The sequence below is a fragment of the Streptomyces sp. NPDC051636 genome (genome assembly GCF_044453765.1).
Lineage (GTDB): Bacteria > Actinomycetota > Actinomycetes > Streptomycetales > Streptomycetaceae > Streptomyces.
In genome coordinates, this window is the sequence record NZ_JBITDA010000014.1 from 126,998 (window position 1) to 151,436 (window position 24,439).

The following is a 24,439-nucleotide window of genomic DNA, read 5'->3' on the forward strand; positions in this document are numbered from 1 at the left end:
GGGGCGCCTTTGGTCGTTGCTGCGCATGCGAGAGGACCCCCGACAGCCGCAGAGCGTCGAGGGTCCTCTCTAGGGGATCACCATGCGCGCGCCCTTACACAGGCGCGGGTATGGGAGCTTTCCCCTTCCTGCCGCCGTCCGCCCTCGCGTTGGGAGACGAGTTCGGGCGGAGGCGGTGACCCAGTGGGGCGCGTGCGCGGCGCGCGTGCTTCGCCCGGGGTGGCGGATCGGCGAGGATCGTGACGCGCACGGTGTCCTGCCAGCAGAAGCAGGTATAGGTAAAGCCGTCCCGGTCGAGCGGCGGGGGTGTGAACCCTCGATGCGGGTTGGGCAGCAGCGCCCACATGATCAGCAACGCGAGCAGTAACGCGCTCACGGAGAGGATCAACACGCCCCAGAACACGCGGTCAGTGGGAATCATCTGCGGCGACCCCTTCGTGATCGACGAGCGTGAAGTAGACGGCCTTTGCGTAAGGGCCCAGAACTCGGACGCTCCAGTGATCGGCGAGGGCATTCACCAGCAGCAGGCCGCGCCCGTGCTCATCGCGTGTGTACCGGTCGGAGGGAACGAGCAGCGGCAGCTCGTTCGGGTTGTTGTCGCGCACGATCACAGTCGTCAGCCAGCGCGCGAGGGTCACGTCGACGGTGATCAACGGGGTGCGGCTGTGCCAGTGCGCATTGGTGACCACCTCGGAAGTGCAGACCCGGGCCGGCTCGACGAGCCGCGCGAGGTTCGCGGTTCGGAGCACGAGCGCCACCCAGTCTCGGGCGATCTTCGGTGTCGTGGCCAGGTTCGGAGCGGTGAAGCGGTAGCTCGCGCCCGTCACGGGCGGTGGTGCGGGAGGTGCTAAGGCAGTTCTCTTCATGTCGTCGTCTCCCAACGCGTCCTGTGCTCGCGCTCGCCATGCGTGGCTTGGCCGCTCCCGTGACCGGCGCGCAGCAGCGCGCCCCCGCGGCTGCACTTCGGTCTTACTGGCGTGGCGCGGTGCTGCCAGGACTGTAGGGGTCAACCATGCCCCGGAGCAAGGGTGCCCCCCTCTGCTGGTGCCTTTAGGTGGACCCGTGGCACCGTGGCGGGGCACACTCAGGGCAGACAAGGGGAAGGGACGCATGCCACCGAGGGACAACCCGACCGCGCGGCAGGCGCGGCTCGGGAAAGAGCTGCGGAAGCTGCGCGAACGCGCGGACAAGACGGCCCGTGAGTCCGCCGGCCTGCTGTCTGTCGATCAGGCCAAGATCAGCCACATTGAGGCTGGCCGAGTGGGCGTTAGCCCTGAGCGCATTCGACGTCTTGCGACTTTCTACCAATGCACCGACGAAGCCCTGATTCAGGCTCTATGTGAAATAGCTCAGGAACACCGAGGGAAACACTGGTTTGACGACTACCGGGGCATTCTTGCCCCCGGTTTCTTGGACATGGCCGAGCTGGAGCACCACGCCCACGCCATGCGATCTCTTCAAAGCGTGACGTTGCCCGGCCTATTCCAAACGGAGAACTACGCTCGCGCCCTTTTCTCGGGCGTGACTCCGAGGCTACCCTCAGACGAAGTCGAGGTTCGCGTCGAGCACCGCCTCAAGCGAGCCACGATCTTTCAGCGCGAAGATCCACCACCCTTCACCGCGATCATCCATGAGGCGGCCCTACGGATGCGGTTCGGCGGTCGCAAGGTGGCACGTGAGCAGCTTGAGTACCTGATCGAGGTTTCAAAGTGGCCCAGCGTGACAGTACGGGTTATTCCGTTCACAAGTGAAGAGTTCATCGAGGTAACGCAGCCCGTGCTCTACGCAAGCGGCCCCGTCCCTCAATTGGACACGGTGCAGATCGACAGCGCTTTTGGAGGCAGCTTCCTCGACGCCGAGGCAGATTTGCATAAGTACCGCACGCTGCTCGACATTGCCGAGCACGCATCGCTCGACCCGGAAGCGTCGCGGCAGATCATCCATCACATCGCAAGGGAACTGTGAGAAACAGGGAATGAGCGCATCGGAAATTAAGTGGCAGAAGTCGTCTTTCTCCGGGGGCGGTGGGGAAAACTGCGTCGAGCTCGCAGAGCATGACGGCGGCATCTTGATGCGCGAAAGCGACGACCCGAGCAGGGTCGTTGTGACGAGCCGTGAAAAGCTGCAAGCGTTCCTGCTGGGAGTGAAGGCCGGCGAGTTCGACCACCTCGTCGAGTAAGACCGTCGCCCGACGTCGGGCTAAGCGACCGGACCAACGATGCCCCCCGCCCATCCGGGCGGGGGGCATTGTCATATGCCAGTACGCAAGTATGCCCCGGGGCACACTTGCCCACCTCTCCCGCGTAGCAGTACCGTCGCTCTGCGTCGCAGACGAGGGCCGATCGACGGCAGGACCGTGCCCAAACCTGCGCAAGTTCCCCCGTTCCTGCGTCCCTTGGGGGAACGCCCCCGAGAGGTTGCCCCCTGGTAGCGCTTCCCCCTTGCGCCCCTCCAGGGGGCAACCATGACACTTCGGCAGGAGGGCAAGCGATGCGCGCCGTAGACAATGCGACCGGCGTCAACGGAACAAGGTTGCCCATCCCCCCGCCCATCGAGGCCAGCATCGAGCACGGCTTTCTCCTTGAGGTCCTGCGCTACGCCTCAACGATCACGCCAGTGCCCGAACCGGTCGTCGCACCGCGCATCCTGCCCTGCGCTCGCGACGCTGTACGTGCCATTCGAATTCAGGTCCGCACGGCACACGCTGCCGGCATGACCCCCCGCGAGACAATGCGCGCAATCGAGTGGGTCGAATCCGGCTGGATGCATGCCCTTGCCCTGCTGCACACCGGCAATCCCTGCGGGTTCACCGTTGTACTCCACGGTGGAGCGGTCGCCGAGTGGTCCGTGCGCCCGCTGCGCTATCTCAGCATGGCCCCGGGCATATCGTGTCCGGTCAACTGCCCTGCCGCGCGAACGGAATTGATCTCATGAGTACCGCAATGATCACTGAACACCCTGCATGGCACCCGACCCCCACCGGCGCCGTGCGTGCCGTCGAGCACAGCGGAACAACGTGGGTCGCTCACTGGAACGGCGGCGGCCTCATGCTGCACTCCGTCGACGCGTCTGACGCCGACACGCCGCCCGTGGCGTACACCTCCGCCATCAACCTTCCTCGCCACCCGGACGCGCAGCCCCTCGTCGACGAGTTGACCAAGCTGGGCACCGTGCAGCGACTGAACAACCCCTCGCTCTGGGACGCAATCGCTACCGCGATCCTGCGCCAAGTCGTACGGGCAGGGCAGGCCAGGAAGATTCACGAGGCGTTCTGTAGGGCGTACGGGCGCCATGTGCAGGCCGGCGAGCGCACGCTCGCCCTCATGCCGACCCCCGACGTCGTCCTCGGCCTGTCCGACGAGGCGTTCAAAGCTGTGGGCGCGGCGTTCAACCGGGCGAAGCTGCGAGCCGCAGCCGAGGCATACAGGCAGCACGGCGAGCAGTGGCGCACCCTCGATGCCGAAAGCCTCGCGAAGGAACTGCGCACTACCGTGCACGGCGTCGGCGAATGGACCGCGGCGGCAGCAGCCGCGGACTTCACAGGCGACCACTCCGTCTACCCGCACGGCGACCTCGCCGTGCGCACCTGGGCGCGCAAAGCAGCACCGACTTTGCAACTCCCGAGCTCCGACCGCGAGTTCGAGGCCCTGTGGCGCCTCTGGGCGCCGGACCGCACCTCACTGCACACCCTGACCCTAATGACGCTCACCTGGGGGAGCCATGCCCGCACCGCTCAGCACGGAGGAACCCAGCACCGCCCCTGACCTGATCGCCGGCGCCGACCCCGACCGGACCCTCGACGCCCTGTTCGTGAACGCCCCCTTACGCGACTACGGCCTGCGCCCCCGTGTGAACGACTACACGCTGCCCGTCCTCGGCATGGCCTACATCGCCACCTACGCGCAGAAAGTCGGCGGGTACAACGTCGGTGTTCTCGACGCCGAAGCTCACGGCCTCGGCGTCGAGCAGGCGGTGCGCATCATCAACGCCGCACGTCCCCGATGGGTCGGCATGAACCTACTCGCGCCCACGTACGAGATGTCGGCCCGGATCGCCGCCGGCCTCAACCCCGAGATCGCGCTCATGGTCGGGGGGCACCACGCCCGCGCGATGCCCGCCCGCATCCTCGATGACCCCCGCATGGGCAACCTGCGCGCCCTGGTCGTCGGCGAGGGCGAGTCCCGGGTCGCCGCGCTGCTGGACGACGAGCGCCGCCGCGCCGAACTGCCGGGGGTCATGTGGCGCGACCGGCTGCTCGGCACCCACGCCGCCGGCATCGCGCGCGGGAAAGCCGCCGAGTGGCTTAGCCCGGACATCGACGCCCTGCCGCTCGTGAACCGGGCGTTCCTCCCACAAGACCCATACGTCGCCGACGACGGCCGAACCGAGGCGAACATCGTCGGCTCGCGCGGGTGCCCGTACGACTGCGGATTCTGCGGCGCCGCCGTGTCGGCGAACCCCGACATCAAGATCAGGCCCCGCGCGCCCGAGGGCATCGTCGACGAGCTCGACCACCTGCACGAGACCTACGGGACGACCGCGTACCGGTTCGTCGATGACCTCTTTCTCGGCGCGCGGCGGGTGATCGTTCCGCAGATGGAGGCGTTCACCCGACACAGGATCGGTGACCGGTTCGTGTGGGACGCCACCGGGCGGATCAACGTATTCCACCGCCTCGACGACGCCATGCTCGTCACCCTCAAGGCGAACGGTCTGCGCGAGGTCGCCCTCGGCATCGAGTCGGGCAGCGACCGTGTGCTCGCTGGGATGGACAAGCGGATCACGGCCGAGATGACCGAGCAGGTCGCGGCCCGCCTGCTCGAACGCGGCATCGGTGTAAAGGGCTACTTCATTCTCGGGTACCCCGGGGAGGAGCAGGAAGACCTCGACGCCACCGTGCGCCACATACACAACCTGTGGACGATCGCCGACCGCACCCTGGGACGTTTCCGTGCGAGCGTGTTCGAGTTTCGCCCCTACCCCGGAACACCCATCTGGAAGACACTGACCGATGCCGGACACGAGCCCGAGAGCCTGCTCGCGTACTCCGACGTCGACCTCACCGCCGATGGCGCCGACGAGAGCATGCGCGCCCGGGATGAGTTCAACTTTTCCGTCGGTGTGCAGTTCGGCGCGGTCCCTCTGCCCAAGCTGCGCGCCACACTCGCCAACCTCACCCGCGAGCAGCACGACCGCAACCGCATGGGCGTGGTCGCGTGACGAACTCGCACCCGGGAGTGTTCGTCAGCATCGACGGCCCGAGTGCCGTCGGCAAGTCGACCACCGTCGCAGAGCTCGGCCGCCTGCTGAACGACCGCGGCCTCGACGTCCACACGACGACCGAGCCCTCGACGAGCGAGCTCGGCGACTTCACCCGAGCCAAGGCGAACCACATTCACGGCCACGCACTCGCCTGTCTCGTCGCAGCGAACCGGTACGAGCACATCGAGGTCGAGCTCGAACCGGCGCTCAGGTCTGGCACGACCGTGATCTGCGACCGCTACCTCGCATCCAGTCTCGTGCTGCAACGGCTCGACGGCGTGCCCGAGCCGTTCGTGCTTGCGCTGAACCGGCACGTCCTGCTGCCCGACCTAGCCGTGATTCTTACCGCCGATCCCAAGGCGATCACCACGCGTCTCGCTGAGCGCGGCAGGCGTCACCGTTTCCACGACGACCCTACCGGACCAACACGCGAGGTCGAGCTCTACGCCGAGGCCGCCGAGACCCTCATGACGATAGAAGTCCGCCCGCTGCTGCTCGACACGACCAACACCACCCCTGCGGACGTAGCGCGCCGAATCGCCGACGAGCTCACGGCCGCCCCCGGTAGCGTCGACAACCGCACCAACCCCGCACCGCGCCCGCAGACCTCGTGACCACCGGACCCCGAAGAGAACACGGAGCACCACCCATGCAAGACACCTGGGACACCGTCGAACGGCTCGTCGCGTGGCTCGACGACAAGAGCGCCGCGCCTGCCGACACCGCCCCGCTTCTACGCGTCCTGAAGATCGTGGAAGAGGCCGGCGAGGTCGCCGAAGCCGTTCACGGCGCCTACGGGTCCAACCCCCGCAAGGGCAACAGCCACACATGGGAAGACGTGCAGGCCGAACTCTGCGACGTCATCCTCACAGGCATGGTCGCTCTGAGGACCATCACGCCCCACGCCGACAAGACGTTCGCTGAACACGTCGGCCGGATCGCCGATCGCTCGCTCGCCTGAGTACACCGCTCGCTGCGCAAGCCCGAGACGCCCGTCGGAGCCCGCTTACGGCCCGGCGGGCGCTTTCGCGCCCTCGGTCCGTTCATCGAATCCCGCGCTTCCATGAACGCACCGAGCGCCAGATCACGGACAACGAACGCCGCCCTTTGCGTACGGTCTAGCAAAACGCTACCTTCATGGCGTTGTACCTGACTCCGGACCGCTGGTATTCGGCCTCGTACGCCGGTCTGGTCGCCTCCCCTCACGGGCCTCCTCGCCGGGTACGGCTTCGGGCTCACCGCCTTCGCCGGGCCGGTCGGCGTCTTCGCCCTCACGGTGTGCGTGTGAACCCGTGCGGAGATCGTCGACGCCCCGGTTCAGACGGGCCTGGTCGTCCGGCTGTCGCCCGTGCACGGGCGTGGCCGGTACCAGGTGATGTACACGCTGTCCTGGTGGGTGGCCGCACTGGTCGCGCCCCTGATGTCCGGCGCCGTGATCGACCACCTCGGGGCGGGGTGACTGTGGCGCCGACCGCGAGGTGCCCACAACCTGAGGCCGCCCCGCCCTCACGGATGCAGCCGCGCCCCCTTCACCACCTTGTCCACCGCGTTCCTCGGCCCGTACACCGCGAGCCCCACCAGGTCGAGGCCGGCGGTCCCCACCGCCCGGACCGCCGCGCGGTTGTCCCGGTCGTTGCCGGTGGCGAAGAGGTCCGAGGTGAACACGGCGCGCGGCAGGGCGCGGGACAGTGCCCGCCCGTGCGCCGCCGACAGCGTCTCCTTCGCGCCCTCGAAGACCAGCACCGGCTGCCGGAACATCGGCAGGTACGGCACCCCGTCGGCATCCTCGTACGGCTCCCCGATCACCTCGGGGACCGGCGTACCGAGGCCGCTGACCAGGAACGCGGTGACGTTCAGCCGCTGCCAGGTCTCCAGGTCCTCACGCAGCAGTACAGCGATCTTCGTGTCGAAGCAGATCGGTTCGTTGTCCATGCGACGAGAGTGCCGACCGCCCCGCGCCCCCGTCTTGTACGTTCTTTGCATGCCCGCCCAGCGCGACGTGGTCTCCGCCTGGCGCCCGCGCGTCCCGGGTGTCGTGGAGGTCTTCCACGCCCACTTCACCGAGTACGCCTACCCGATGCACGTCCACGAGGCGTGGACGCTGCTGATCGTCGACGACGGCGCCGTACGGTACGACCTGGACCGGCACGAGCACGGCACCCCGCACGACACGGTCTCCCTCCTGCCCCCGCACGTCCCGCACAACGGCTCCCCCGCCACCCCGCACGGCTTCCGCAAGCGCGTCCTCTACCTGGACGCCACCCACCTCGGGGACCATCTCATCGGTCCCGCGGTCGACGGGCCCGACCTGCGTGATCCCGTACTGCGGCGGCGGGTCGGGCAGTTGCACCGCGTGCTCGCGCTGCCCGGTGACGAGCTGGAGGCCCAGAGCAGGCTGAGCCTCGTCGGCGAGCGGCTGCGCGCGCACCTGACGTCCCGGGCCGGTGCCCATGAGGTCCGCCCCGACCCCGCGCTCGCCCGCCGGCTGCGTGAGCTGCTGGACGAGCGGGTCACGCGCGGGCTCTCGCTGGAGGATGCGGCCGGCCTGCTGCACGCCCATCCCGCCCATCTCGTACGGGCGTTCAGCGGGGCGTACGGCATCGCGCCGCACCAGTACCTGATGTCCCGCCGGGTCGAGCGGGCACGGCGGCTGCTGCTGGACGGGCTGGCGCCGGGCGAGGTGGCGGCGGCGGTCGGGTTCTACGACCAGGCGCATCTCACCCGGCACTTCAGGAAGTTGGTGGGCGTGACGCCGGGGCGCTACCGGCGCAGGGCGCGCTGAGCCTCGTACAGGTTGCGGGGGCGGACCGTGTTCGTCGTGGGGTACAGCTCCAGGCGGCTGTGCAGGTCCCCGGTGAAGTCGGGTACGTCGGTCTGGTCGAACTCGGTGCACTCGTCGAGGCCGACGGTGGCGCTGTGGGGGGCCACGCCGTCGATCTTCATCAGGCCGGCGCGGTGGTTGGTGACGCGGATGTTCCAGTGGGTGAACCGGGCGCCGAACAGCGGCCCCGCGTTCGCGTCGCCGCCGTGTCGGCCGTTGTTGCCGACGGTGATGTCGGTGCGGACGTTGGCGAAGGGCAGGCCGCGGTGCGAGTCGAAGGTGCCCATCTGCATCTCGCCGCGCGACCAGACGTTGTACGACGACAACCCCTCCACGTTGATGCCGTGCAGCTGGGTGTCCGCGGGGGCGGGGACCGTGCGCTGTTCGATGGTGAAGTCCTCGATCAGGTTGTCGTGCGAGCCCTCACGGCAGAAGTAGGGGTGGTGTGCGCCCCGGCCGCCGACCCGGGTGCGGCGCAGGGTGCAGGCGGACGCGGCCACCAGTCCGAAGCCGTTGTCGACGTTGCGGACCGTGACGTCGTCCGCCCAGCAGTCGTACGCGCACTGCAGGACGACCCCGTTGTAGCCCTTGTCGAGGAGGTGCGGGGACTGCGGGGTCTGCACCGCCTCCAGGGTGAGGCCCTCGACTCCCGCCCCCGTCAACTCCCGTACATGCGTGGTGAACTGCGGGTTCCATTCGGGTCGCAGGTCCAGTGGGAGCGGGCGTTCCAGGGTGACCTCGTGGCCGTGGACGTGGGCGATGCGGACGGGCCATTCGTAGGGGATGTAGGACAGCAGCTTCGTCTTGTCCCCCCAGTAGTACGCCGCCGGGCCCGGGCCGCCGCCCGACATGTGCTGCAGGAGGGTGTGGGCGGCGTCGTCGGCGATGCGGAGCAGGACCAGACCGCCGGGGCGCAGCCGGGAGGCGTCGGCGACGGTGACCGTCCAGTCGCCCTGCCGTGCGGGCGCGACGGCCGTGAGGGTCGTCCACTCGTCCCGCTTGTTCCCGGTCCAGCCCTCGAAGGGCCACGCCTGTGCCTTGACGGCGGCGGCCAGGGAGTCCCAACGTGCCGCCGGCGCCAGCCAGATGAGGCCGCCCGCCCATGACCAGGCCGACTTGGTGCCGCCGTAACGGGAGCCGTAGACGCCGATCAGTTCGGTGAGGCTTCTGGTGGCGTACAGCGTGGTGCGTGAGCTCCCGGCGCCGCGCAGCACGACGTCGTCGTACCCGATGCGGACCAGGCCGTCGATGCGGAAGACGCCGGGCGGGATGAGGACCGTGCCGCCGCCGGCCCGCCCGGCAGCGGCGACGGCACGGTTGATCGCGGGGGCGCAGTCGGTGGTGCCGTCCGGTACGGCGCCGAAGTCGGTCACGTCGGCGACGACGGGGTGGCGGGGGAAGCGGGTGGCGCCGGTCCGGAAGCCGGCCCGGCCGACGTAGGGGATCTGGGGGTGGGTGAAGGGGGTGCGGGTGAACTCCCGCCAGAGGGCGGGGACTTCGCCGGTGGGGGTGGCCGCCGCCGCGGTCGTGCCGGTCACCGCGCCGAGGGCCACGGCCGTGGCGCCGCCCAGCAGGGCCCGTCTGGTGAGGTGCGCGTTGCCCATCTCCGTACGTCCTTCCATGGGGCTCTTTCATGGATGTGAACGACGTTCAGAATTACGTTGGGCGCGAGCATGCCATGGAGCCCCGGTGTGGGGAAGAGGGCGGCAGGGAGTCAGTCAGCCGGGCGTTGGGTCATATGACTGAACGCGTCCAGGTTCCGCGTGGACTCGCCCCGGGACACCCGCCACGCGTACTCCTTGCGGATCGCGGAGGCGAAGCCAAGCTCCAGGAGCGTGTTGAAGCTGCCGTCGGCGGCCTCGAGGACCTGGCCGAGCAGGCGGTCGACCTCGTCGGCGGTGACGACGGCGAGCGGGAGGCGGGCGGTGACGTAGATGTCGCCGAGCCGGTCGACGGCGTAACTCACGCCGTACAGCTTGAGGTTGCGCTCCAGCAGCCAGCGGTGGACGGCCGCCTCGTTCTCGTCGGGGTGACGGATGACGAAGGCGTTCAGCGACAAGGAGTGGCGGCCGACGAGGAGGGAGACGGTCGTCGACAGCTTGCGGGCGCCGGGGAGCTTGACGACGTAGTTGCCGGGCTCGGGGCTCTCCCACTCCAGTTCGGCGTCCTTCAGGGCGCCCTCGATGACCTGTGCGGCGGCCTTCTGTGCATCACCCATGGTGGGAGCGTACGCGACGCCGGTGGGACTGGGTGGCGGCCGTGTACACCTCCGCGGTGGCGGCGGCCGAGGCGTCCCAGCCGAAACATCGCGCGTGCCGGGCGGCGGCCGCGCCCATGCGGGCCGGGAGCTCCGGCTCGTCGGCGAAACGGCCCAGCACGCGCGCGTAGTCGGCCGGATTGTGCCCGCGCACCAGGAACCCGGTCTCACCGTCCCGCACGGCCACCGGGAGCCCGCCGACCGCCGCCGCCAGCACCGGCGTCCCGGCCGCCTGCGCCTCTATGGCGACCAGGCCGAAGGACTCGCTGTAGGAGGGCATGACCAGCACGGACGCGGCCCGGAACCAGTCGGCGAGCTGGTCCTGGCCGACGGGTGGGCGGAACCGTACGACATCGGCGATGCCGAGCCGCGCGGCGAGCTTCTGCAGGCCCTCGGGCTTGGCCAGGCCGCTGCCGCTGGGGCCGCCGACGATGGGGACCACCATGCGGGAGCGCAGCCCGGGGCGTTCGTCGAGCAGGACGGCCACCGCGCGCAGGAGCACGTCGGGGGCCTTCAGCGGCTGGATGCGGCCCGCGAAGACGGGGATCACGGCGTCCTGCGGGAGGTCCAGGCGGGCACGGGCGGCGGCGCGGCCGTCGGCGGGGCGGAAGCGGTCGAGGTTCACACCGGGGTGGACGACGGCGACCTTGGCGGGGTCGGCGGCGTAGTGCCGGACGAGTTCGCCGGCCTCCTCGGCGGTGTTGGCGATCAGCCGGTCGGCGGCGGCGACGATCTGGGTCTCGCCGATGACGCGGGCGGCGGGCTCGGGGGTGTCGCCGTCGGCCAGGTTGGCGTTCTTGACCTTGGCCATGGTGTGCATGGCGTGGACCAGGGGGACGCCCCAGCGCTGGGCGGCGAGCCAGCCGACGTGACCGGAGAGCCAGTAGTGCGAGTGCACGAGGTCGTAGTGGCCGGGGCGGTGGCCGGCCCAGGCCTGCATCACGCCGTGCGTGAAGGCGCACAGCTGGGCCGGGAGGTCCTCCTTGGCCAGGCCCTCGTAGGGGCCGGCGTCAATGTGCCGGACGAGGACGCCGGGGGCCAGCTCGACGCTGGGCGGGAGGCCTCCGGCGGTGGCCCGCGTGAATATCTCGACCTCGATGTTGAGGGCGGCGAGGCGCTGGGCCAGCTCCACGATGTAGACGTTCATGCCGCCGGCGTCGCCGGTGCCGGGCTGGTGGAGCGGTGAGGTGTGCACGGAGAGCATGGCGACACGGCGGGGCCTGCGGTGCAGCCTGAGCCGCGAGGGAGCCGCCGGAGAGCGACGCCCGAGCCTGCTGACGTACTGGCTCACGTGGCGTTCCTCCTTGCTGCGGGCATGCCGGTCGGAGGACGGACGGCACCCTCCAGGGGGAGCAACAGCGACCGGCGCCGCTCCATTTCCCGATCACGCGGCTTTGCCCAATCATTACCCGGAGTCGATCACGTGTTCGACCTCGGGCCGCGTGAGCCCGTGCGGCCGACCGGGTACCCCGTCCCGCTTACCCTCGTACACATGACAGCCCGCGCAGCCACCCGCCCCGTGGGAACGGTGACACGCGGGACGACCAACCCCAACCGGCTGCGCCGCATGGACCGCTGGATCGCCGCGACCCACGGCGCCGAACTCCGCCGGGCCGCCGAACCGGTCGCGGTCGACCTCGGGTACGGGGCCGCGCCCTGGACCGCGGTCGAACTCCTCACCCGCCTCCGCGCGGCAGCGCCACGCGCGCGTGTCGTCGGCGTCGAGATCGAGCCCGCCCGGGTGACGGCGGCGAAACCGTACGAGCGCGAGGGGCTGCGCTTCCGGCACGGCGGGTTCGAGATCCCCGTCCCCGGGCGGCCCCAGCTCATCCGGGCCGCCAACGTCCTCAGGCAGTACGACGAGGACGAGGTGGCCGCCGTCTGGGAGCGGCTGTGCGCGCGGCTCGCCCCGGCGGACGGGCAGGCGCGGGGCGGGCTGCTGGTCGAGGGGACCTGCGACGAGATCGGGCGGCGGCATGTGTGGGTCGCGCTCGGCCCGGAGGGACCGCGGACGGTCACCTTCGCGACCCGGCTGGGTTCTCTCCAGCGCCCGTCCGATCTGGCCGAGCGGCTGCCGAAGGCGCTCATCCACCGCAATGTGTCCGGCGAGCCGGTGCACGCCTTCCTGCGCGACTTCGACCGCGCCTGGGCCGCCGCCGCGCCCTACGCCTCCTACGGCGCCCGTCAGCGCTGGATCCGTACGGTGCGGGACCTGACCGCCGACTGGCCGGTGACGGACTCGCCGGCGCGGTGGCGCCAGGGGGAAGTGACCGTGGCGTGGGGGGCGTTGGCGCCGCGGGGCTGAGCCCCGCCTCTGCCGCCCCGCCCCGCCCCACCCCGGGGAACGATCTCCGTGAGTTGTTCGTCACACCGGCGGGGAGATCGTCATGCCGGGGAGGGAAAGGGGGGTAGGCACCCCACCGGGCACGACCTCTGTCGTTTTGTGCCGCGCCGTGGCACGATCCCCCAGACGTCCGTAAGTTACTGACGGTAAATCAGGTTGGGGGCAGGGGTATGGGGACGGGCAAGCGCGGTCTGCTCACGGCTGCCGTGACCGTGGTCTGCGCGGTCACCGTGCTGGCGGCGCCGGGCACGGCGTTCGCGAGCCCCGGCCCGACACCGACGGCCTCCCCCAGCGCGGCCCCGACTCCCCCGACGGGCAAGGACCTTGAGAAGGTCCGCGAGAAGCTCGACAAGCTCTACCATAACGCGGCCGTCGCCACCGACGCCTACAACGCCGCCGAGGAGAAGGCCGAGAAGCAGTCGGCCGAGATCGTCGAGCTGGCGAAGAAGATCGTCAAGGGCCAGAAGAAGCTGGACAAGCTGAAGGACCGGGCCGGCGCCGCCGCCCGCGCCCAGTACCGCACCGGCGGACTGCCCGACGAGGCCCAGCTGATGCTGAGCGACGACCCGGAGCAGTTCCTCGACGGGGCCGGGCGGATGCTCCAGGGCCAGCGGGCCACCAAGGGCCTGATCACCGAAATGACGCAGACGCAGACCGACTTGAAGCAGTACGCGAAGGACGCCTCCGCCCAGTGGAAGAAGCTGGAGGCGGGCCGCAAGGCCAAGGCCGCCGCCAAGAAGAAGATCAAGCAGCAGATCGCGGCCGCCGAGAAGCTCGAGAACAGGCTGGAGAAGAAGGAGAAGGAGCGCCTCGCCCGGCTGGAGCAGCAGGCCGCCCTCAAGGCGCAGACCGCCTGGCTGGACACCGGCATCCTCGACGAGGTCAGCGGCAAGGCGTCCGAGCAGGGCAAGAAGGCGGTCGAGTTCGCGACGAACCAGATGGGCAAGCCGTACGAATGGGGCGCCGAGGGCCCCGACGCGTACGACTGCTCCGGCCTGACCTCGCAGGCCTGGGCGCACGCCGGGCACCCCATCCCGCGCACCTCGCAGGAGCAGTGGAAGCAGCTCAGGCACGTCGACGTCAAGGACATGCGCCCCGGCGACCTGATCATCTACTTCGACGACGCCAGCCACGTGGGGATGTACGCGGGCGACGGCGCCGTCATCCACGCCCCGCGCCCGGGACGGACGGTGACGCTCGCGGGGGCGGGCTCGATGCCGATCCTCGGGGTGGTACGGCCGGACGCGTGAGACCGGGGGACCGTCAGGCCCCGGGGCCCGGATGCCCCGAAGGGTGGCGTGATGCACGCCATGTGACCCAGCGCACGCCCAACAGCCGCCCAAACCCCGGCGGGACGTGACCTTCGTCATCCCCGATCCCGCCCCAGCCTGTCCAACTGCGATAGGGAACGCGGCATATGACACTGGCTGCCTGCCGAGCGGCCCAGCTCACACCATTCCGCTGTGGTGGCGAGTACCGCTATGGTCCCCAGTCGGGTGGGTCGAGGTCCCTCGCCCCGCCATGCCCTCGGGGGGAGGGAAGGAACCCAGGACGATGCCCGCACCCATACCGCGGCAGAGAGCGATCCCGGCCGCGGAGAGTGGTCAGGCGCAGGATGCCGCGCGCACAGCCGGCGGTCCCCTCAAGGAAGAGGCCAACCGCGACCCGGCCGCCGCACACACCACCGCGGCCGGCACCACTCTCACCCTGCTGCTGATCGAGGACGACCCCGGCGGCTCGCCGATCGTGCCCGAACTGCTGGACTCGGCCGGCAAGCCGATCCGTGTGCGCACCGCCCGCAACCTCACCGAGGCCGAGCGGCTGCTCACCGACGACGTCCACTGCATCCTGCTGGACCTCGCGCTGCCCGCCCCCGGCGGCACAGCCGGCGACGACGAGCTCGCCGTGCTCCGGCACGTGCTCGAGCTCGCGCCCCGGCACGCCGTACTCGCGCTCACCGCGTCCGGCGACGCCGAGCGCGGCGCCGAGGCCGTACGCGTGGGCGCCCAGGACTACCTCTTCCGGGACGAACTGGACGGACGGCTGCTGAGCCGCGCCATCCGGTACGCGGTGGAGCGCAAGCGGTCCGACTCCGCCGAGCGGCGCCTGGCCGAGGGCCGGGTACGGGCCCAGGAGAACCGCCGCCTGGAGCGGGGCCTGCTGCCCACGCCCCTGCTGGAGGGCTCCGCGCTGCGTTTCGCCGCCCGCTACCGGCCGGGCCGCTCGCGCGCCCTGCTCGGCGGCGACTTCTACGACTGCGTACGCACGCCCGACGGCACCGTGCACGCCATGATCGGCGACGTCTGCGGCCACGGGCCGGACGAGGCGGCGCTCGGCGTGGAGCTGCGCATCGCGTGGCGGGCGCTGACGCTGGCCGGCCTGTGCGGGGACGAGCTGCTGAACACCCTGCAGCAGGTGCTGGAGCACGAGCGCGCGGACGACGAGATCTTCGCGACGCTCTGCGCGGTGGACATCTCCCCCGACGGCCGCCGCGCGGGCCTGTGCCTGGCCGGCCACCCGTCCCCGCTGATCGCCCGCCCCGGGCGGCCCGCGGAACTGCTGCCGTACGACAACAACGGCCCCGCTCTCGGCCTGCTCCCCGGCGCCCGCTGGCCGCGGATGCAGGTGGAGCTGGGCGCCGAGTGGAGCCTGATGCTCTACACCGACGGCCTGATCGAGGGCCGGGTCGGCGCGGGCGGGGAACGCCTCGGCCAGGAGGGCATGGTCGAGATGGTCCGCCGCCAGCTCGCCCGGGGCCTGACCGGCGAGGACCTGCTGCGGACCGCGGTCAACGAGGTCCGCGACCTCAACGGCGGGGAGCTGACGGACGACGTGGCCGTGGTCCTGCTGGACCGGGTGCCGTAACGGACCGGGGGCCCTGACGGACCCGGTGCCGTAACGGACCGGGGGCCGTAACCGGCGCGGGCCTCACCGGCCGCCGTTGTACGGCCCGTACGGACCGTCGCTGCTGCTGCCGCGGCGGCGGCCCCAGCCACTGCCGCCGGAGACCTGCCGGAGCGCGGGGCGCACGTCGACGATGTAGACGATGCTCGCGACCAGGCCGGCGATGGGCAGGATGGACAGGATCGAGAACAGGTAGCTCACCACGAGCGCGATGCCCAGCATGATCAGCCAGAACACCTTGTTCTGCTTGTCCGCCGCGCGGAAGGCGTCCTCACGCCGGAACGCGGCGTCGAACAGCCCGAACGCGGCGAGGGCCATCAGGACGATCTTCAGCAGTCCCAAGAACCCCGCGAAGCCCAACATCAGCATGCTGCCACCGCCCGTTGTCTGCCGATTCCTACGCGGCCACCGTACCCGTAGAACGGGCCGGACACCCCAGGGGTGCCCGGCCCGCGCACGCGCCGTCGGTCACTTGGCGGGCGGCGTGGTCTTCTTGAGGGGGGTGGTGGTCTTGCGGGCCGGCGCCTTCTTCGCGACGGGCTTCTTCGCGTCGGCGGGCTCGGTCTTCGCCTCGGCGGGCCGCTGCTCGGAGGGCCTGGCGGCGGCCGGCTCGGCCTTCGTCTCGCCCTTCGGCTCGACGGCGATGGCGAGTTCCTCGATCTCCTCGGCGGCCTCGCCGCGCCAGGTCTTCACGGCCTGCTCGCCGTGCTCGGCGACCTTCTCGTAGGTCTCGCGGGCCTTCACGGCGTACTCGGCGGCGACGCCGACGCCGCGCAGGGCGAGATCCTGGGCGGACTCGCCGAACTTCTTCAGGTCGCCGTCGATGGTGCCGAAGAACTCGGCGACCTTGGCCTGGAGGCTCTCCTGCGCCTCCTTGGCCCGGGCACTGGCCTCCTTGGCCCGTGCGGCGGCCTTCTCCTGCACGGCCTTGGGGTCGGTGTTGCGCACGGCCTCGATGCGGGCCGGGGCCTCGGCGCGCAGCTGCTCGACCAGGGCGGGCACCTTCTTGGCCTGCTGGAAGGCCAGGTCGGCGGTGCCGGCGGCGAAGTAGAGCGGGGTCGGGTCGCTGAGGGTCTTGCGCAGGTCGTCGGTGATGGCCATGGTGATGGTCCTCCCGGATTCACGTTCGGCTGAGGGTTTTGGGGTCCGCAGCAGGGCGGCCGGCGCCCTGGTCCGGTTCAACTGGCCGTCTGCTGCGGATCTGTGCCGGCATCGGCGTCACTGCCACCGGCCGTGCGGGTGCCGCGCACGGCGGCGGCGTCGCTCACGCTGTCCTCGTCCGTGATGTCCTCGTCCGCGGTGTCGCCCCCGAATCCGTTCTCTTTCCGAAAGGACTCGTAGATCTGCAGCAGCACCTGCTTCTGCCGCTCGTTGAGCGTGGGATCGGCGAGGATGACGGCACGCGTCTCCACCTCGTCCCGGTCCCGCTCCGCGTCGAGAATCCCGGCCCGCACGTACAGCGTCTCGGCGGAGATCCGCAGCGCCTTGGCGACCTGCTGCAGCACCTCCGCGCTCGGCTTGCGCAGCCCGCGCTCGATCTGGCTCAGATACGGATTGGACACCCCGGCGGCATCGGCGAGCTGCCTGAGCGACAACTGCGCGTTGCGCCGTTGCTCGCGCAGGTAGTCACCGAGATTGCCGACGTTGAGCGATGCCATGCCTCCACCATGCCCCACCGCCGCTAACAATTGCAAGCATCCGCTTGCAATAGTGTGTCGCGCCACGTGGCCGGGTGCCCTACAAACCCGCCCCGGAACCGACATCCGGGTCATCAGTGGACACCATCACCTCTGTGTCGAACACCGCCGATGGACGGACACCCATCACGGGCACTACATGCCAACTTCTCCGGCCTCATCGACGGCCAGTTCAGCCTCAACCGGGCCCCTGAGCTCGTCCACGAGCAGTGGAGACTCCATCGGCGCTTTCGACGGCGGACCCCCCGAACGGTTCTCGCTGCCTACCAGGAATGCGTCGGCTTCTGGCACGAGCTGGCCAAGCACGGATACGCCGTCAACAGGACCGAACGTCTTCTCGACCTCGTCGCTCCGGACGTTCGAGCGGCGGTTGTCACCGGAACGACAACTGAGGACGACCGCCATCCATGGTTCAGACGCGAAGCCACGCTGGTCGCCGAGAGAATCAAGGAACGGATGGACGAACAGGAACGTCAACTGATGCGGATCGCGTCGGCCGCACCAGGCGCCCCAGAGTGGTGGCCTCCGCTCATCATGCGCAGACTTCTGCGACACACCCCGTCTCACGCAAGGTGAAACTGGCGCGGCTCTCCTGCAGTGACCGTTACGAACCGCCCGCATCGTGATCGAGGAGAGACATCCCGGATGCCAGAGCGCGGGCAGTGTCGGCGAAGTACTGCTCGTCGGCACCAGGGGCAAGGCCGAGGGGAACGCCCTGGCTGAGGCCGACGAACAGTGCCCTGAGCGCGGTGGTCAGACGTTGTGCCTGTTGCGACGTCACGACGCTTCCGTTGTGCGACCTTCCGGTGAACAGCGCAATCAAATGGTCCTCCTGCGACCGGATGGATGTGGCGAGCTGGGTCCCCAGCTCTGGGTCATGCAGCGCCATGTCCAGCAAGGTGATCTGGAGCGACAGGCGGGACAGCGCATCCGGGGTGTCACAACTGCGCCGGTAGTGCCGGGCAAAGGCGTCGACCGCTTCCAGCAGATCAAGTTCCGCGGGAACCGCCTGCTCGATCTCCTCGTAGTACGGCCGCAGGTAGTCGGCGACCAGGGCCACCACCAGGCCGTTCTTGCTCCCGAACAGTGAGTAGATGGCGCCGGTGGTCAGGTCGGCGCGTTCGGCGATCTCATCGAGCTTGGCCCGGTACCCGTCCCGCGACACGACCTGGAACGCAGCGTCCAGCAAGGCGCGGCGGTTGCGTTCCTTGGCCTCCGCTCTCGTCATTCTCATAGTTTGATTATTGCCGTAATCTCGTTACAGAACCAGTGGGATGAGCTTCGAGGAGGAACACTCATGGCCCAGGTCGTGGCACCGCGGGTGACCCGCCAGACGGTGGGGGCCATCGCCGATGGCGCCTTCAAGGTGTTGCTCGCCGCTGTCCACATCGCCGGCGCTGCCCCGCTCGGCCGGTTACTCGGCGCGCCAGCCTGGCTGATGGTCGTCTCAGGCGTGGCCCTGCTGATCGGCGGCGGCGTCGAGATCGGATACACGCGCAGCCGGTCGATGCGCACCTACACGCGGCTCATGATCGCCTACGACAGCGGCTGGGTGTTGACGGCCCTGGCTGGCCTACTGATGGCGTGGCAGGGCAGCAGCGCCGGTGGCGAAGTCTGGATGGGCTACCAGACAGCCGCCCCCATCGCGTTCGCCGCGCTGCTGATCGTCGCTGCCCCTACGCAGAAGACCTCGGTTTGAGCGAGACAGTCGACCCGCCCCCGTCTCGCTCGGACTGAGGCCCCCCCAGGTCAGGCACGCACGCTGCCTCACCTTCAGCGAGACCGGACACCCGCCCCGGAACCCCCCAGCCACCCCTCCACCACCCCGAAGTCGGCATCGGTCAGCCCGTACCGGTGCTCGACCCGGTGCAGCAGGGCGCGTCCGGGGTGGTGGGCGGCGACCCAGGCGCGGTCGGTGTCGGTCAGTTCGTCGTCGAGCCAGATGAAGGGGCGGCCGGCCGCCCAGGTGACGAGGGGCCGGGTCTTCCAGTGCAGGGGGCCGGGCGGCTCGTCCTCGTCCGGCCAGTCCACGACGGGCAGGCGGGGCAGGCCGAGCCAGGGGGCGACATAGGCGTTCGCGTCGTCCAGCCAGGTGGTGGCCCACACCAGGTCACAGCCCAGCGCCGTCAGCCGGGGGCCGAGGGCGGGGTCGATCCGGGTGAGGATGGGGTGGTCGGCGACGGCCGCCGGCGGCACACCGCCCGTGTCGTACACGGGGTAGGGGTCGTCCGCGCCGAACGGCAGCAGCGTCCCGTCGACGTCCAGGAAGAGCAGCGTCACCGGCCAGGATCACCGCCCCGGAAAAGCGCTGGCGTCAGTCATGGAGGGACAGTAGCGTCTCACCCATGACTGCCGGGTCGGCCTTGTGCCGTGAGCGAGTTGGGTGCCCGGCCTCTGAGTGAGACCGTGGCGGGCCAGGAGCCCGCCTCTTCCTCTGCGTCCGCGAAAACCGACAGCAGAGGAAGAAAGCAGAGAGAGTGCCCAACGACTTCAACCAACGCATCATCGACGAGTTCCGCGCGAACCACGGCCGCGTCGGCGGCCCCTTCGAAGGCGGCCGTCTCCTGCTGCTCACCACCACCGGCGCCCGCACCGGCGCCCCGCACACCACGCCCGTCGGCTACCTCCCCGACGGCGGTGACCGCGTCCTGGTCATCGCCTCGGCGGGCGGCTCGCCCCGGCAGCCGGACTGGTACCACAACCTCCTCGCTCACCCCCGGGTGACCGTCGAGAGCGGGGTGTTCACGTACGAGGCGCGGGCCGTCGTCCTGGTGGGCGAGGAACGCGAGCGGGCCTTCGCGCGGGCCGTGGAGTCCGACCCCGGCTGGGCGGAGTACCAGCGCAAGGCCGGCCGGGTGATACCGGTCGTCGCGCTGGAGCAGATCGCCAACGGCGGCCCGCCGAACATCGAGGCCCGCTCACCGGGCGAGGCGATCAGGCTGGTGCACGACGTCTTCCGGCGCGAACTCGCCCTGATCCGCAAGGAGATGACGAACGGCGGCAGCGCCCTCGGCGCGCAGCTGCGCGTCAACTGCCTCACCTTCTGCCAGGGGCTGGACAACCACCACGCCGGCGAGGAGACGGCCCTGTTCCCCTTCCTCGCCGCCCGCCACCCGGAGTTCGCCCCGGTCCGGGAGCGACTGCGCCTGGAGCACGAGCGGATCGCCGCGCTCGTCGGCGAGCTGCGCCGGGCGGTCGCCGCCGAGGAGTCGCCCGACGCGCGCGCCGAGGTCGTGCGGCTGACGGAGGAGCTGGAGGCCCATCTCACCTACGAGGAGGAGCAGTTGGTGCCCCTTCTCGATGGCGCCGCCCGGTAGCCGCCCGCCGCCCGTCTAGAAGGGCAGTGGCCGCGCGTGCACCACGTCCAGCCGTGACACCGCCCGGGTGAGCACCACGTACAGCCGGTGCAGCCCGCGTTCCTCGGCCTCCGCGACGGCGGCCGGTTCGACGGCGACGACGTGGTCGTACTCCAGGCCCTTGACGACGGTCGCGGGCACCAGCGTGACGCGGGCGCCGAGTTCGTCCGGTCCCGCGGTCCCGATGCCGGCCGCCGCGAGGGCGTCGCGCACCCGGGCCAGGTCCGCGTCCGCCGTGACGACCCCGACGGAGCCTTCCCGGGTGAGCGCCTCCCGTACGGCCGCCACGGTCGCGCCGAGCACGTCGTCGGCCCGCCGGATCCGCAGTTCACCCTCCGTTCGCAGGGAGCGGGCCGGCGGGACGGCGACGTCCAGGCGGGCCAGCAGCCGGTTGGCGAGTCCGAGGACCGCGGCCGGCACCCGGAACCCGGTGGTCAGCGGCACCACGGCCGCGTCCGGCTCGCCCAGGTGCCGCAGGGTCACGTCCCAGGCGCGCGCCGCCCACGGCGTGGTGCCCTGGGCCAGGTCCCCGAGCACGGTCAGCGAGCCGAAGGCGGCCCGGCGGGCGATCGCCCGGCACTCCATCGGGGAGAGGTCCTGCGCCTCGTCGACGACGATGTGCCCGTATCCCTCGGGGTGCTCGATGAGCCCGGCGACCTCGTCGAGGAGGACCAGATCGGCGGCCGACCAGCGGGCGGACGTGTACGAGCGCGGCGGCCGGGCCCACCGCAGCGCCTCCTGCTCGTCGGGGTCGAGGAGCCCCTCCGCGGCCCGGGCCAGGACCGCACGGTCGGTGAGGAGTTCGGCGACGACCTCCTCCGGCCGGGTCTTCGGCCAGACCGCGTCCACGTACGCGCTCAGGGTCCGCGCCCGCTCGATCTTCCGCACCCAGGCGTTCGGCCGCGGCCCGGCCCGCCGCTCGGCCTGTGCCTGGAGGCAGCGCACCACGCGGGTCCGCACCCGCTCGCGCCCGACGGCGTACGGCGGCTGCTCGGCCCGCACCCCTTCGACGATCTCCACCAGTTCGTCGGCCGGAACCCGCCACCGGTACGACCCGTCCGCCACGGCGAGCGACTCGACCCCCTCGGCCGACACGCGCGCGTACAGCGCCCGGCGCAGCACCTCCGCCATACGTGCGTCGTGCTTGACGACGGCGGCCCGCTCGGCGTCGGTGCCGGTGACCGGGTGCAGCGCGATCTCGTCGCGCAGGGTGGACTGCCGTACGCCGGTCTCGCCGAGGGAGGGCAGCACCTCGGAGATGTAGGAGAGGAAGGTGCGGTTGGGCCCGAGGATCAGCAGTCCGGCGCGCTGGATGCGCTGCGGGTGGGTGTAGAGCAGGTAGGCGGCGCGGTGCAGGCCGACGGCGGTCTTGCCGGTGCCGGGAGCGCCCTGCACGCAGACCGACTCGGTGAGGCCGCCGCGGACCAGGTCGTCCTGCTCGGGCTGGATGGTCGCGGCGATGTCCCGCATCGGCCCGACACGGGGCCGTTCGATCTCGCGGGCGACGATCTCGCCGCTCCCCGTCTCGCCGCGGCCCAGGTGCTCGTCCTCCAGACCGGTCAGGTCTGCGGAGTCGCCGCGGCTGCCGGGGGACCAGCCGAAGCGGCGCCGGACCGCCACCCCCTGCGGATCGAGGGCGCTCGCCTGGTAGAAGGCGCGGGAGACCGGGGCGCGCCAGTCGACCACGAGGGGCGGGGCGGCCGGGTCCTCGGTGATCCGCAGGCGGCCGATGTGGTAGCGCTGCCCGGCGTGCTCGGGATCGGCGGGGCCGAAGTCCAGGCGTCCGAAGAACAGCGGTCCCTCGGGGAGTTCGCGCAGGGCCTTGGCCTGGCTGCGCAGCCGGTACCCGAGGACTTCGGCGTCGGCACCGGAGGCGGAGACGTCCTCGCCGGTGACGACCTGCTCGTCGGCGCCGGCGGCCATGCCGGCGAGGGCGGCGCGGCAGGCGTCGTGGAAGGAGCGTTCGCTGCGGAGGGAGTCCTGGAGGGCGAGCTCGGTTGACGTCATGCCCCCAACCTACCCAGAAAACGTAACTCAGTTACATATTTTACTGAGTCTTAGTCGACGGGCCCAGCCGTGGCAGTCCCGCCTCCAGCCACCCGAACGCCCGCTCGGCCACCGTCACCGCCTCCGGCCGCACCTCGGCGGCCCGCTCCCCCGCCGCGATCCGCCGCCAGTTCTCCTGCGCGAGGATCCGCTGCACGGCGACGATCTGTCCGGCGGCGAGCCGCGCGTCCAGGCCGCCGCCAAGGGCCTCGGCGAGCGCGGCCTCGGACCGCTCCAGGTACTCGTACAGCCGCGCCACCAGAGCCGGCGTCCCGTACAGCAGCTCGTGGAAGGCGAGCACGTCCGGATCGTCGTTCAGCCCGGTGATCGGATCGCACCGCTCCAGCCCGTCCAGGAAGTGCCGCCGCAGCGCCGCCAGCGGCGAGGCCGCCCCGGCGGCCACCCGGGCCGCCTCGTCCTCGTGGTCGGCGATCCGGTGCAGGACGAGGTCCTCCTTGGCCGGGAAGTACCGGAACAGCGTCGGCTTGGAGATCCCGGCCGCGGCGGCCACCTCCGCGACCGACACGGCGTCGAAGCCCTTCTGAAGGAACAGCCGTACGGCGGTGTCCGACACGTCCTGGTACATCCGCCGCTTCTTGCGCTCGCGCAGGCCGATCCGCTCATCCATGACGGCGAGCCTACGCAGAGGTCCTCCCGTGCTCGCGCTGCCGGCGCACGAGTGCCGTGACGATCCGCCTGGGGCCCGGAACCGACTCGAGCCCCAGCGGCAGGGCGGCGTCGGCCAGGACCCGGCGCAGCTTCAGGGCAGCCTGGACGAGCTGCCGCCAGTGCGGTTCCGGCCCGCCGTCCAGGGACAGGGCCACGCGGATCACGTCGGTGAACAGCGACTGGGCCCTCTTGTAGCCGAGGAGCAGGGGGACGTCGTGCCGCCAGCCGGCCGCGCTGCCGGGGCGGGCGCGTTCGACCGCGCCGGCCCACCGCTCCGCCACGGCGCGGGCCTGGCGGGCCGGGTACCGCATCAGGTGCAGGTGGGTGGCGAGGTCGTAGAGCGGGTCGCCGACCATCGCCAGCTCCCAGTCGATCGTCCACAGGACGCGGTCGTCGTCGACGATGAAGTTCTCGCGGTGCAGGTCGGCGTGGAGCAGACAGAAAGGGCGTTCGCGAAGACCCGAGACATGCTTCCGCAGGTGCTTGAACGACTCGGCGTCCACGCCGAGATCCTTGAAGAGCCTTTCGAATCCCGTCAGGTTGCGCTGGTAGACCTGTTCCTCGGTGAAGCAGACGAGCCGCTCCAGGAACCCGTCGCTGTCACCGTCGTCCGGTCGGTCCTCGGCTTTGCACCGCCGGTCGACGGAAAGGGTTTCCGGGGTCACCACGACCAGCTGGCGGAAGAGGCCGACGATCTGCCGGAGAAACTCCTCGGGAACCGCGAGGCCGGATGCGCAGACCGATCCGAGCGTCCGCCCCTCGATGAAACGCTGGAGCTTCAGGCCGCCGTCCTCGATGATGTCCGGAATGCCGTCGATGCGGCCGCTGAGCCCCTTCAGCAGTTGTTCCTCCGAGGCGAAACACCGCCGGTCGAACCAGAGGAGGCCGGGGCGTGGCTCCCGGCACTTCCATCGCGGCCGGGGGCCGGGTCCGCTTTTCTCGCCGGGCAGCGGAAAGACGTAGGTCTCGTGGTGATATCCGTGGAGTGGGCCCTCGACCACACTCTCGTCGCCACCACTCGCCTCGACCGCGTTCAACCGAGCATGGGAATCCGATTCGGGTGACATTGCCCGTTTCTCTCGT

Annotated in this window: 28 protein-coding genes and 1 pseudogene; 14 read left to right on the forward strand and 15 right to left on the reverse strand. The window is 70.6% G+C overall.

Features of this window, described 5'->3' with window-relative positions; translation table 11 throughout:
- Nucleotides 1-94: 94 nt before the first annotated feature.
- Nucleotides 95-421 carry a hypothetical protein gene (locus tag ACIBBH_RS24255; protein WP_399407843.1) on the reverse strand — a complete coding sequence of 109 codons (327 nt, stop codon included), beginning with the start codon at nt 419-421 and terminating at the stop codon, nt 95-97.
- Nucleotides 408-827, reverse strand: coding sequence for an ATP-binding protein (locus tag ACIBBH_RS24260; RefSeq protein ID WP_399407845.1), 420 nt, complete (start codon nt 825-827; stop codon nt 408-410). The genes ACIBBH_RS24255 and ACIBBH_RS24260 overlap by 14 nt, the downstream gene beginning before the upstream one ends.
- A 283-nt stretch (nt 828-1,110) precedes the next feature.
- Here ACIBBH_RS24260 and ACIBBH_RS24265 point away from each other — a divergent pair, with 283 nt between their 5' ends.
- The 8 genes and pseudogenes from ACIBBH_RS24265 to ACIBBH_RS24300 all read left to right on the forward strand — a co-directional run.
- On the forward strand, nt 1,111-1,965 hold the full coding sequence (locus tag ACIBBH_RS24265; RefSeq protein ID WP_399407847.1) for a helix-turn-helix domain-containing protein: 855 nt from the start codon (nt 1,111-1,113) through the stop codon (nt 1,963-1,965).
- A 10-nt stretch (nt 1,966-1,975) separates the two neighbouring features.
- Complete coding sequence (locus ACIBBH_RS24270) at nt 1,976-2,179, forward strand: DUF397 domain-containing protein (protein ID WP_399407849.1); 204 nt, start codon at nt 1,976-1,978, stop codon at nt 2,177-2,179.
- Nucleotides 2,180-2,490: 311 nt separating this feature from the next.
- Nucleotides 2,491-2,934 (forward strand): hypothetical protein, encoded by a 444-nt coding sequence (locus ACIBBH_RS24275; RefSeq protein ID WP_399407850.1) that lies wholly within the window; start codon nt 2,491-2,493, stop codon nt 2,932-2,934.
- Nucleotides 2,931-3,764: a hypothetical protein gene (locus ACIBBH_RS24280; protein WP_399407852.1), complete on the forward strand. Its 834-nt coding sequence runs from the start codon at nt 2,931-2,933 to the stop codon at nt 3,762-3,764. Before ACIBBH_RS24275 ends, ACIBBH_RS24280 begins: the two co-directional genes overlap by 4 nt.
- Nucleotides 3,721-5,220 carry a B12-binding domain-containing radical SAM protein gene (locus ACIBBH_RS24285; protein ID WP_399407854.1) on the forward strand — a complete coding sequence of 500 codons (1,500 nt, stop codon included), beginning with the start codon at nt 3,721-3,723 and terminating at the stop codon, nt 5,218-5,220. The genes ACIBBH_RS24280 and ACIBBH_RS24285 overlap by 44 nt, the downstream gene beginning before the upstream one ends.
- Nucleotides 5,217-5,876 (forward strand): dTMP kinase, encoded by a 660-nt coding sequence (gene tmk / locus ACIBBH_RS24290; RefSeq protein ID WP_399407856.1) that lies wholly within the window; start codon nt 5,217-5,219, stop codon nt 5,874-5,876. The genes ACIBBH_RS24285 and tmk overlap by 4 nt, the downstream gene beginning before the upstream one ends.
- Nucleotides 5,877-5,911: 35 nt before the next feature.
- A complete protein-coding gene (locus ACIBBH_RS24295; RefSeq protein ID WP_399407858.1) occupies nt 5,912-6,223 on the forward strand; it encodes a MazG-like family protein in 312 nt (103 codons plus the stop codon).
- A 246-nt stretch (nt 6,224-6,469) separates the two neighbouring features.
- Nucleotides 6,470-6,715: pseudogene (locus ACIBBH_RS24300) on the forward strand (MFS transporter); the annotation flags it as partial.
- A 53-nt stretch (nt 6,716-6,768) separates the two neighbouring features.
- Here the strand turns inward: ACIBBH_RS24300 and ACIBBH_RS24305 are convergent.
- On the reverse strand, nt 6,769-7,194 hold the full coding sequence (locus ACIBBH_RS24305; protein ID WP_399407860.1) for a DUF2000 family protein: 426 nt from the start codon (nt 7,192-7,194) through the stop codon (nt 6,769-6,771).
- Nucleotides 7,195-7,243: 49 nt separating this feature from the next.
- Here ACIBBH_RS24305 and ACIBBH_RS24310 point away from each other — a divergent pair, with 49 nt between their 5' ends.
- Nucleotides 7,244-8,044 (forward strand): AraC family transcriptional regulator, encoded by an 801-nt coding sequence (locus ACIBBH_RS24310; protein ID WP_399407862.1) that lies wholly within the window; start codon nt 7,244-7,246, stop codon nt 8,042-8,044.
- Here ACIBBH_RS24310 and ACIBBH_RS24315 read toward each other — a convergent pair.
- From ACIBBH_RS24315 to mshA, 3 genes are all read right to left on the reverse strand, one after another.
- The gene (locus ACIBBH_RS24315) at nt 8,023-9,705 is read right to left on the reverse strand and encodes a glycosyl hydrolase family 28-related protein (protein ID WP_399407864.1); all 1,683 of its coding nucleotides are present in this window, start codon (nt 9,703-9,705) and stop codon (nt 8,023-8,025) included. The two genes, ACIBBH_RS24310 and ACIBBH_RS24315, sit on opposite strands and share 22 nt — an antisense overlap.
- Nucleotides 9,706-9,797: 92 nt before the next feature.
- Complete coding sequence (locus ACIBBH_RS24320) at nt 9,798-10,301, reverse strand: YbjN domain-containing protein (RefSeq protein WP_399407866.1); 504 nt, start codon at nt 10,299-10,301, stop codon at nt 9,798-9,800.
- The gene (mshA, locus tag ACIBBH_RS24325; protein WP_399407868.1) at nt 10,294-11,631 is read right to left on the reverse strand and encodes a D-inositol-3-phosphate glycosyltransferase; all 1,338 of its coding nucleotides are present in this window, start codon (nt 11,629-11,631) and stop codon (nt 10,294-10,296) included. Before mshA ends, ACIBBH_RS24320 begins: the two co-directional genes overlap by 8 nt.
- Before the next feature lie 201 nt (nt 11,632-11,832).
- Here mshA and ACIBBH_RS24330 point away from each other — a divergent pair, with 201 nt between their 5' ends.
- The 3 genes from ACIBBH_RS24330 to ACIBBH_RS24340 all read left to right on the forward strand — a co-directional run bounded on the left by ACIBBH_RS24330 (nt 11,833) and on the right by ACIBBH_RS24340 (nt 15,549).
- The gene (locus ACIBBH_RS24330; protein ID WP_399407870.1) at nt 11,833-12,645 is read left to right on the forward strand and encodes a class I SAM-dependent methyltransferase; all 813 of its coding nucleotides are present in this window, start codon (nt 11,833-11,835) and stop codon (nt 12,643-12,645) included.
- 209 nt (nt 12,646-12,854) lie between these two features.
- The gene (locus ACIBBH_RS24335; RefSeq protein WP_399407872.1) at nt 12,855-13,934 is read left to right on the forward strand and encodes an NlpC/P60 family protein; all 1,080 of its coding nucleotides are present in this window, start codon (nt 12,855-12,857) and stop codon (nt 13,932-13,934) included.
- A gap of 304 nt (nt 13,935-14,238) precedes the next feature.
- Nucleotides 14,239-15,549: a PP2C family protein-serine/threonine phosphatase gene (locus ACIBBH_RS24340; protein WP_399407874.1), complete on the forward strand. Its 1,311-nt coding sequence runs from the start codon at nt 14,239-14,241 to the stop codon at nt 15,547-15,549.
- Nucleotides 15,550-15,612: 63 nt separating this feature from the next.
- On the opposite strand, the gene ACIBBH_RS24345 is transcribed toward ACIBBH_RS24340, so the two are convergent.
- The 5 genes from ACIBBH_RS24345 to ACIBBH_RS24365 form a co-directional block, all read right to left on the reverse strand.
- Complete coding sequence (locus tag ACIBBH_RS24345; RefSeq protein WP_399407876.1) at nt 15,613-15,957, reverse strand: DUF2516 family protein; 345 nt, start codon at nt 15,955-15,957, stop codon at nt 15,613-15,615.
- A 99-nt stretch (nt 15,958-16,056) separates the two neighbouring features.
- Nucleotides 16,057-16,689 (reverse strand): hypothetical protein, encoded by a 633-nt coding sequence (locus ACIBBH_RS24350; RefSeq protein WP_399407878.1) that lies wholly within the window; start codon nt 16,687-16,689, stop codon nt 16,057-16,059.
- A gap of 77 nt (nt 16,690-16,766) precedes the next feature.
- Nucleotides 16,767-17,246, reverse strand: coding sequence for a helix-turn-helix domain-containing protein (locus ACIBBH_RS24355; protein ID WP_399407880.1), 480 nt, complete (start codon nt 17,244-17,246; stop codon nt 16,767-16,769).
- Between the two features lie 174 nt (nt 17,247-17,420).
- Nucleotides 17,421-17,762: a hypothetical protein gene (locus ACIBBH_RS24360; RefSeq protein ID WP_399407882.1), complete on the reverse strand. Its 342-nt coding sequence runs from the start codon at nt 17,760-17,762 to the stop codon at nt 17,421-17,423.
- A gap of 127 nt (nt 17,763-17,889) precedes the next feature.
- Nucleotides 17,890-18,513, reverse strand: a complete 624-nt coding sequence (locus tag ACIBBH_RS24365; RefSeq protein ID WP_399407884.1) for a TetR/AcrR family transcriptional regulator — start codon at nt 18,511-18,513, stop codon at nt 17,890-17,892.
- A 69-nt stretch (nt 18,514-18,582) separates the two neighbouring features.
- On the opposite strand from ACIBBH_RS24365, the gene ACIBBH_RS24370 reads away from it, so the two are divergent.
- Nucleotides 18,583-18,984, forward strand: a complete 402-nt coding sequence (locus ACIBBH_RS24370; RefSeq protein ID WP_399407886.1) for a hypothetical protein — start codon at nt 18,583-18,585, stop codon at nt 18,982-18,984.
- Nucleotides 18,985-19,058: 74 nt separating this feature from the next.
- Here the strand turns inward: ACIBBH_RS24370 and ACIBBH_RS24375 are convergent, their stop codons facing one another.
- Complete coding sequence (locus ACIBBH_RS24375; protein ID WP_399407888.1) at nt 19,059-19,565, reverse strand: HAD domain-containing protein; 507 nt, start codon at nt 19,563-19,565, stop codon at nt 19,059-19,061.
- A 197-nt stretch (nt 19,566-19,762) separates the two neighbouring features.
- Here ACIBBH_RS24375 and ACIBBH_RS24380 point away from each other — a divergent pair, with 197 nt between their 5' ends.
- Complete coding sequence (locus ACIBBH_RS24380) at nt 19,763-20,602, forward strand: nitroreductase/quinone reductase family protein (protein WP_399407890.1); 840 nt, start codon at nt 19,763-19,765, stop codon at nt 20,600-20,602.
- A 15-nt stretch (nt 20,603-20,617) separates the two neighbouring features.
- On the opposite strand, the gene ACIBBH_RS24385 is transcribed toward ACIBBH_RS24380, so the two are convergent.
- From ACIBBH_RS24385 to ACIBBH_RS24395, 3 genes are read right to left on the reverse strand one after another with little or no spacing between them, the layout of a single operon-like run.
- Nucleotides 20,618-22,648: a HelD family protein gene (locus tag ACIBBH_RS24385; protein WP_399407891.1), complete on the reverse strand. Its 2,031-nt coding sequence runs from the start codon at nt 22,646-22,648 to the stop codon at nt 20,618-20,620.
- 40 nt (nt 22,649-22,688) lie between these two features.
- Nucleotides 22,689-23,315 carry a TetR/AcrR family transcriptional regulator gene (locus tag ACIBBH_RS24390; RefSeq protein WP_399407893.1) on the reverse strand — a complete coding sequence of 209 codons (627 nt, stop codon included), beginning with the start codon at nt 23,313-23,315 and terminating at the stop codon, nt 22,689-22,691.
- A 10-nt stretch (nt 23,316-23,325) separates the two neighbouring features.
- On the reverse strand, nt 23,326-24,423 hold the full coding sequence (locus ACIBBH_RS24395) for a phosphotransferase (RefSeq protein WP_399407895.1): 1,098 nt from the start codon (nt 24,421-24,423) through the stop codon (nt 23,326-23,328).
- Nucleotides 24,424-24,439: the final 16 nt, after the last annotated feature.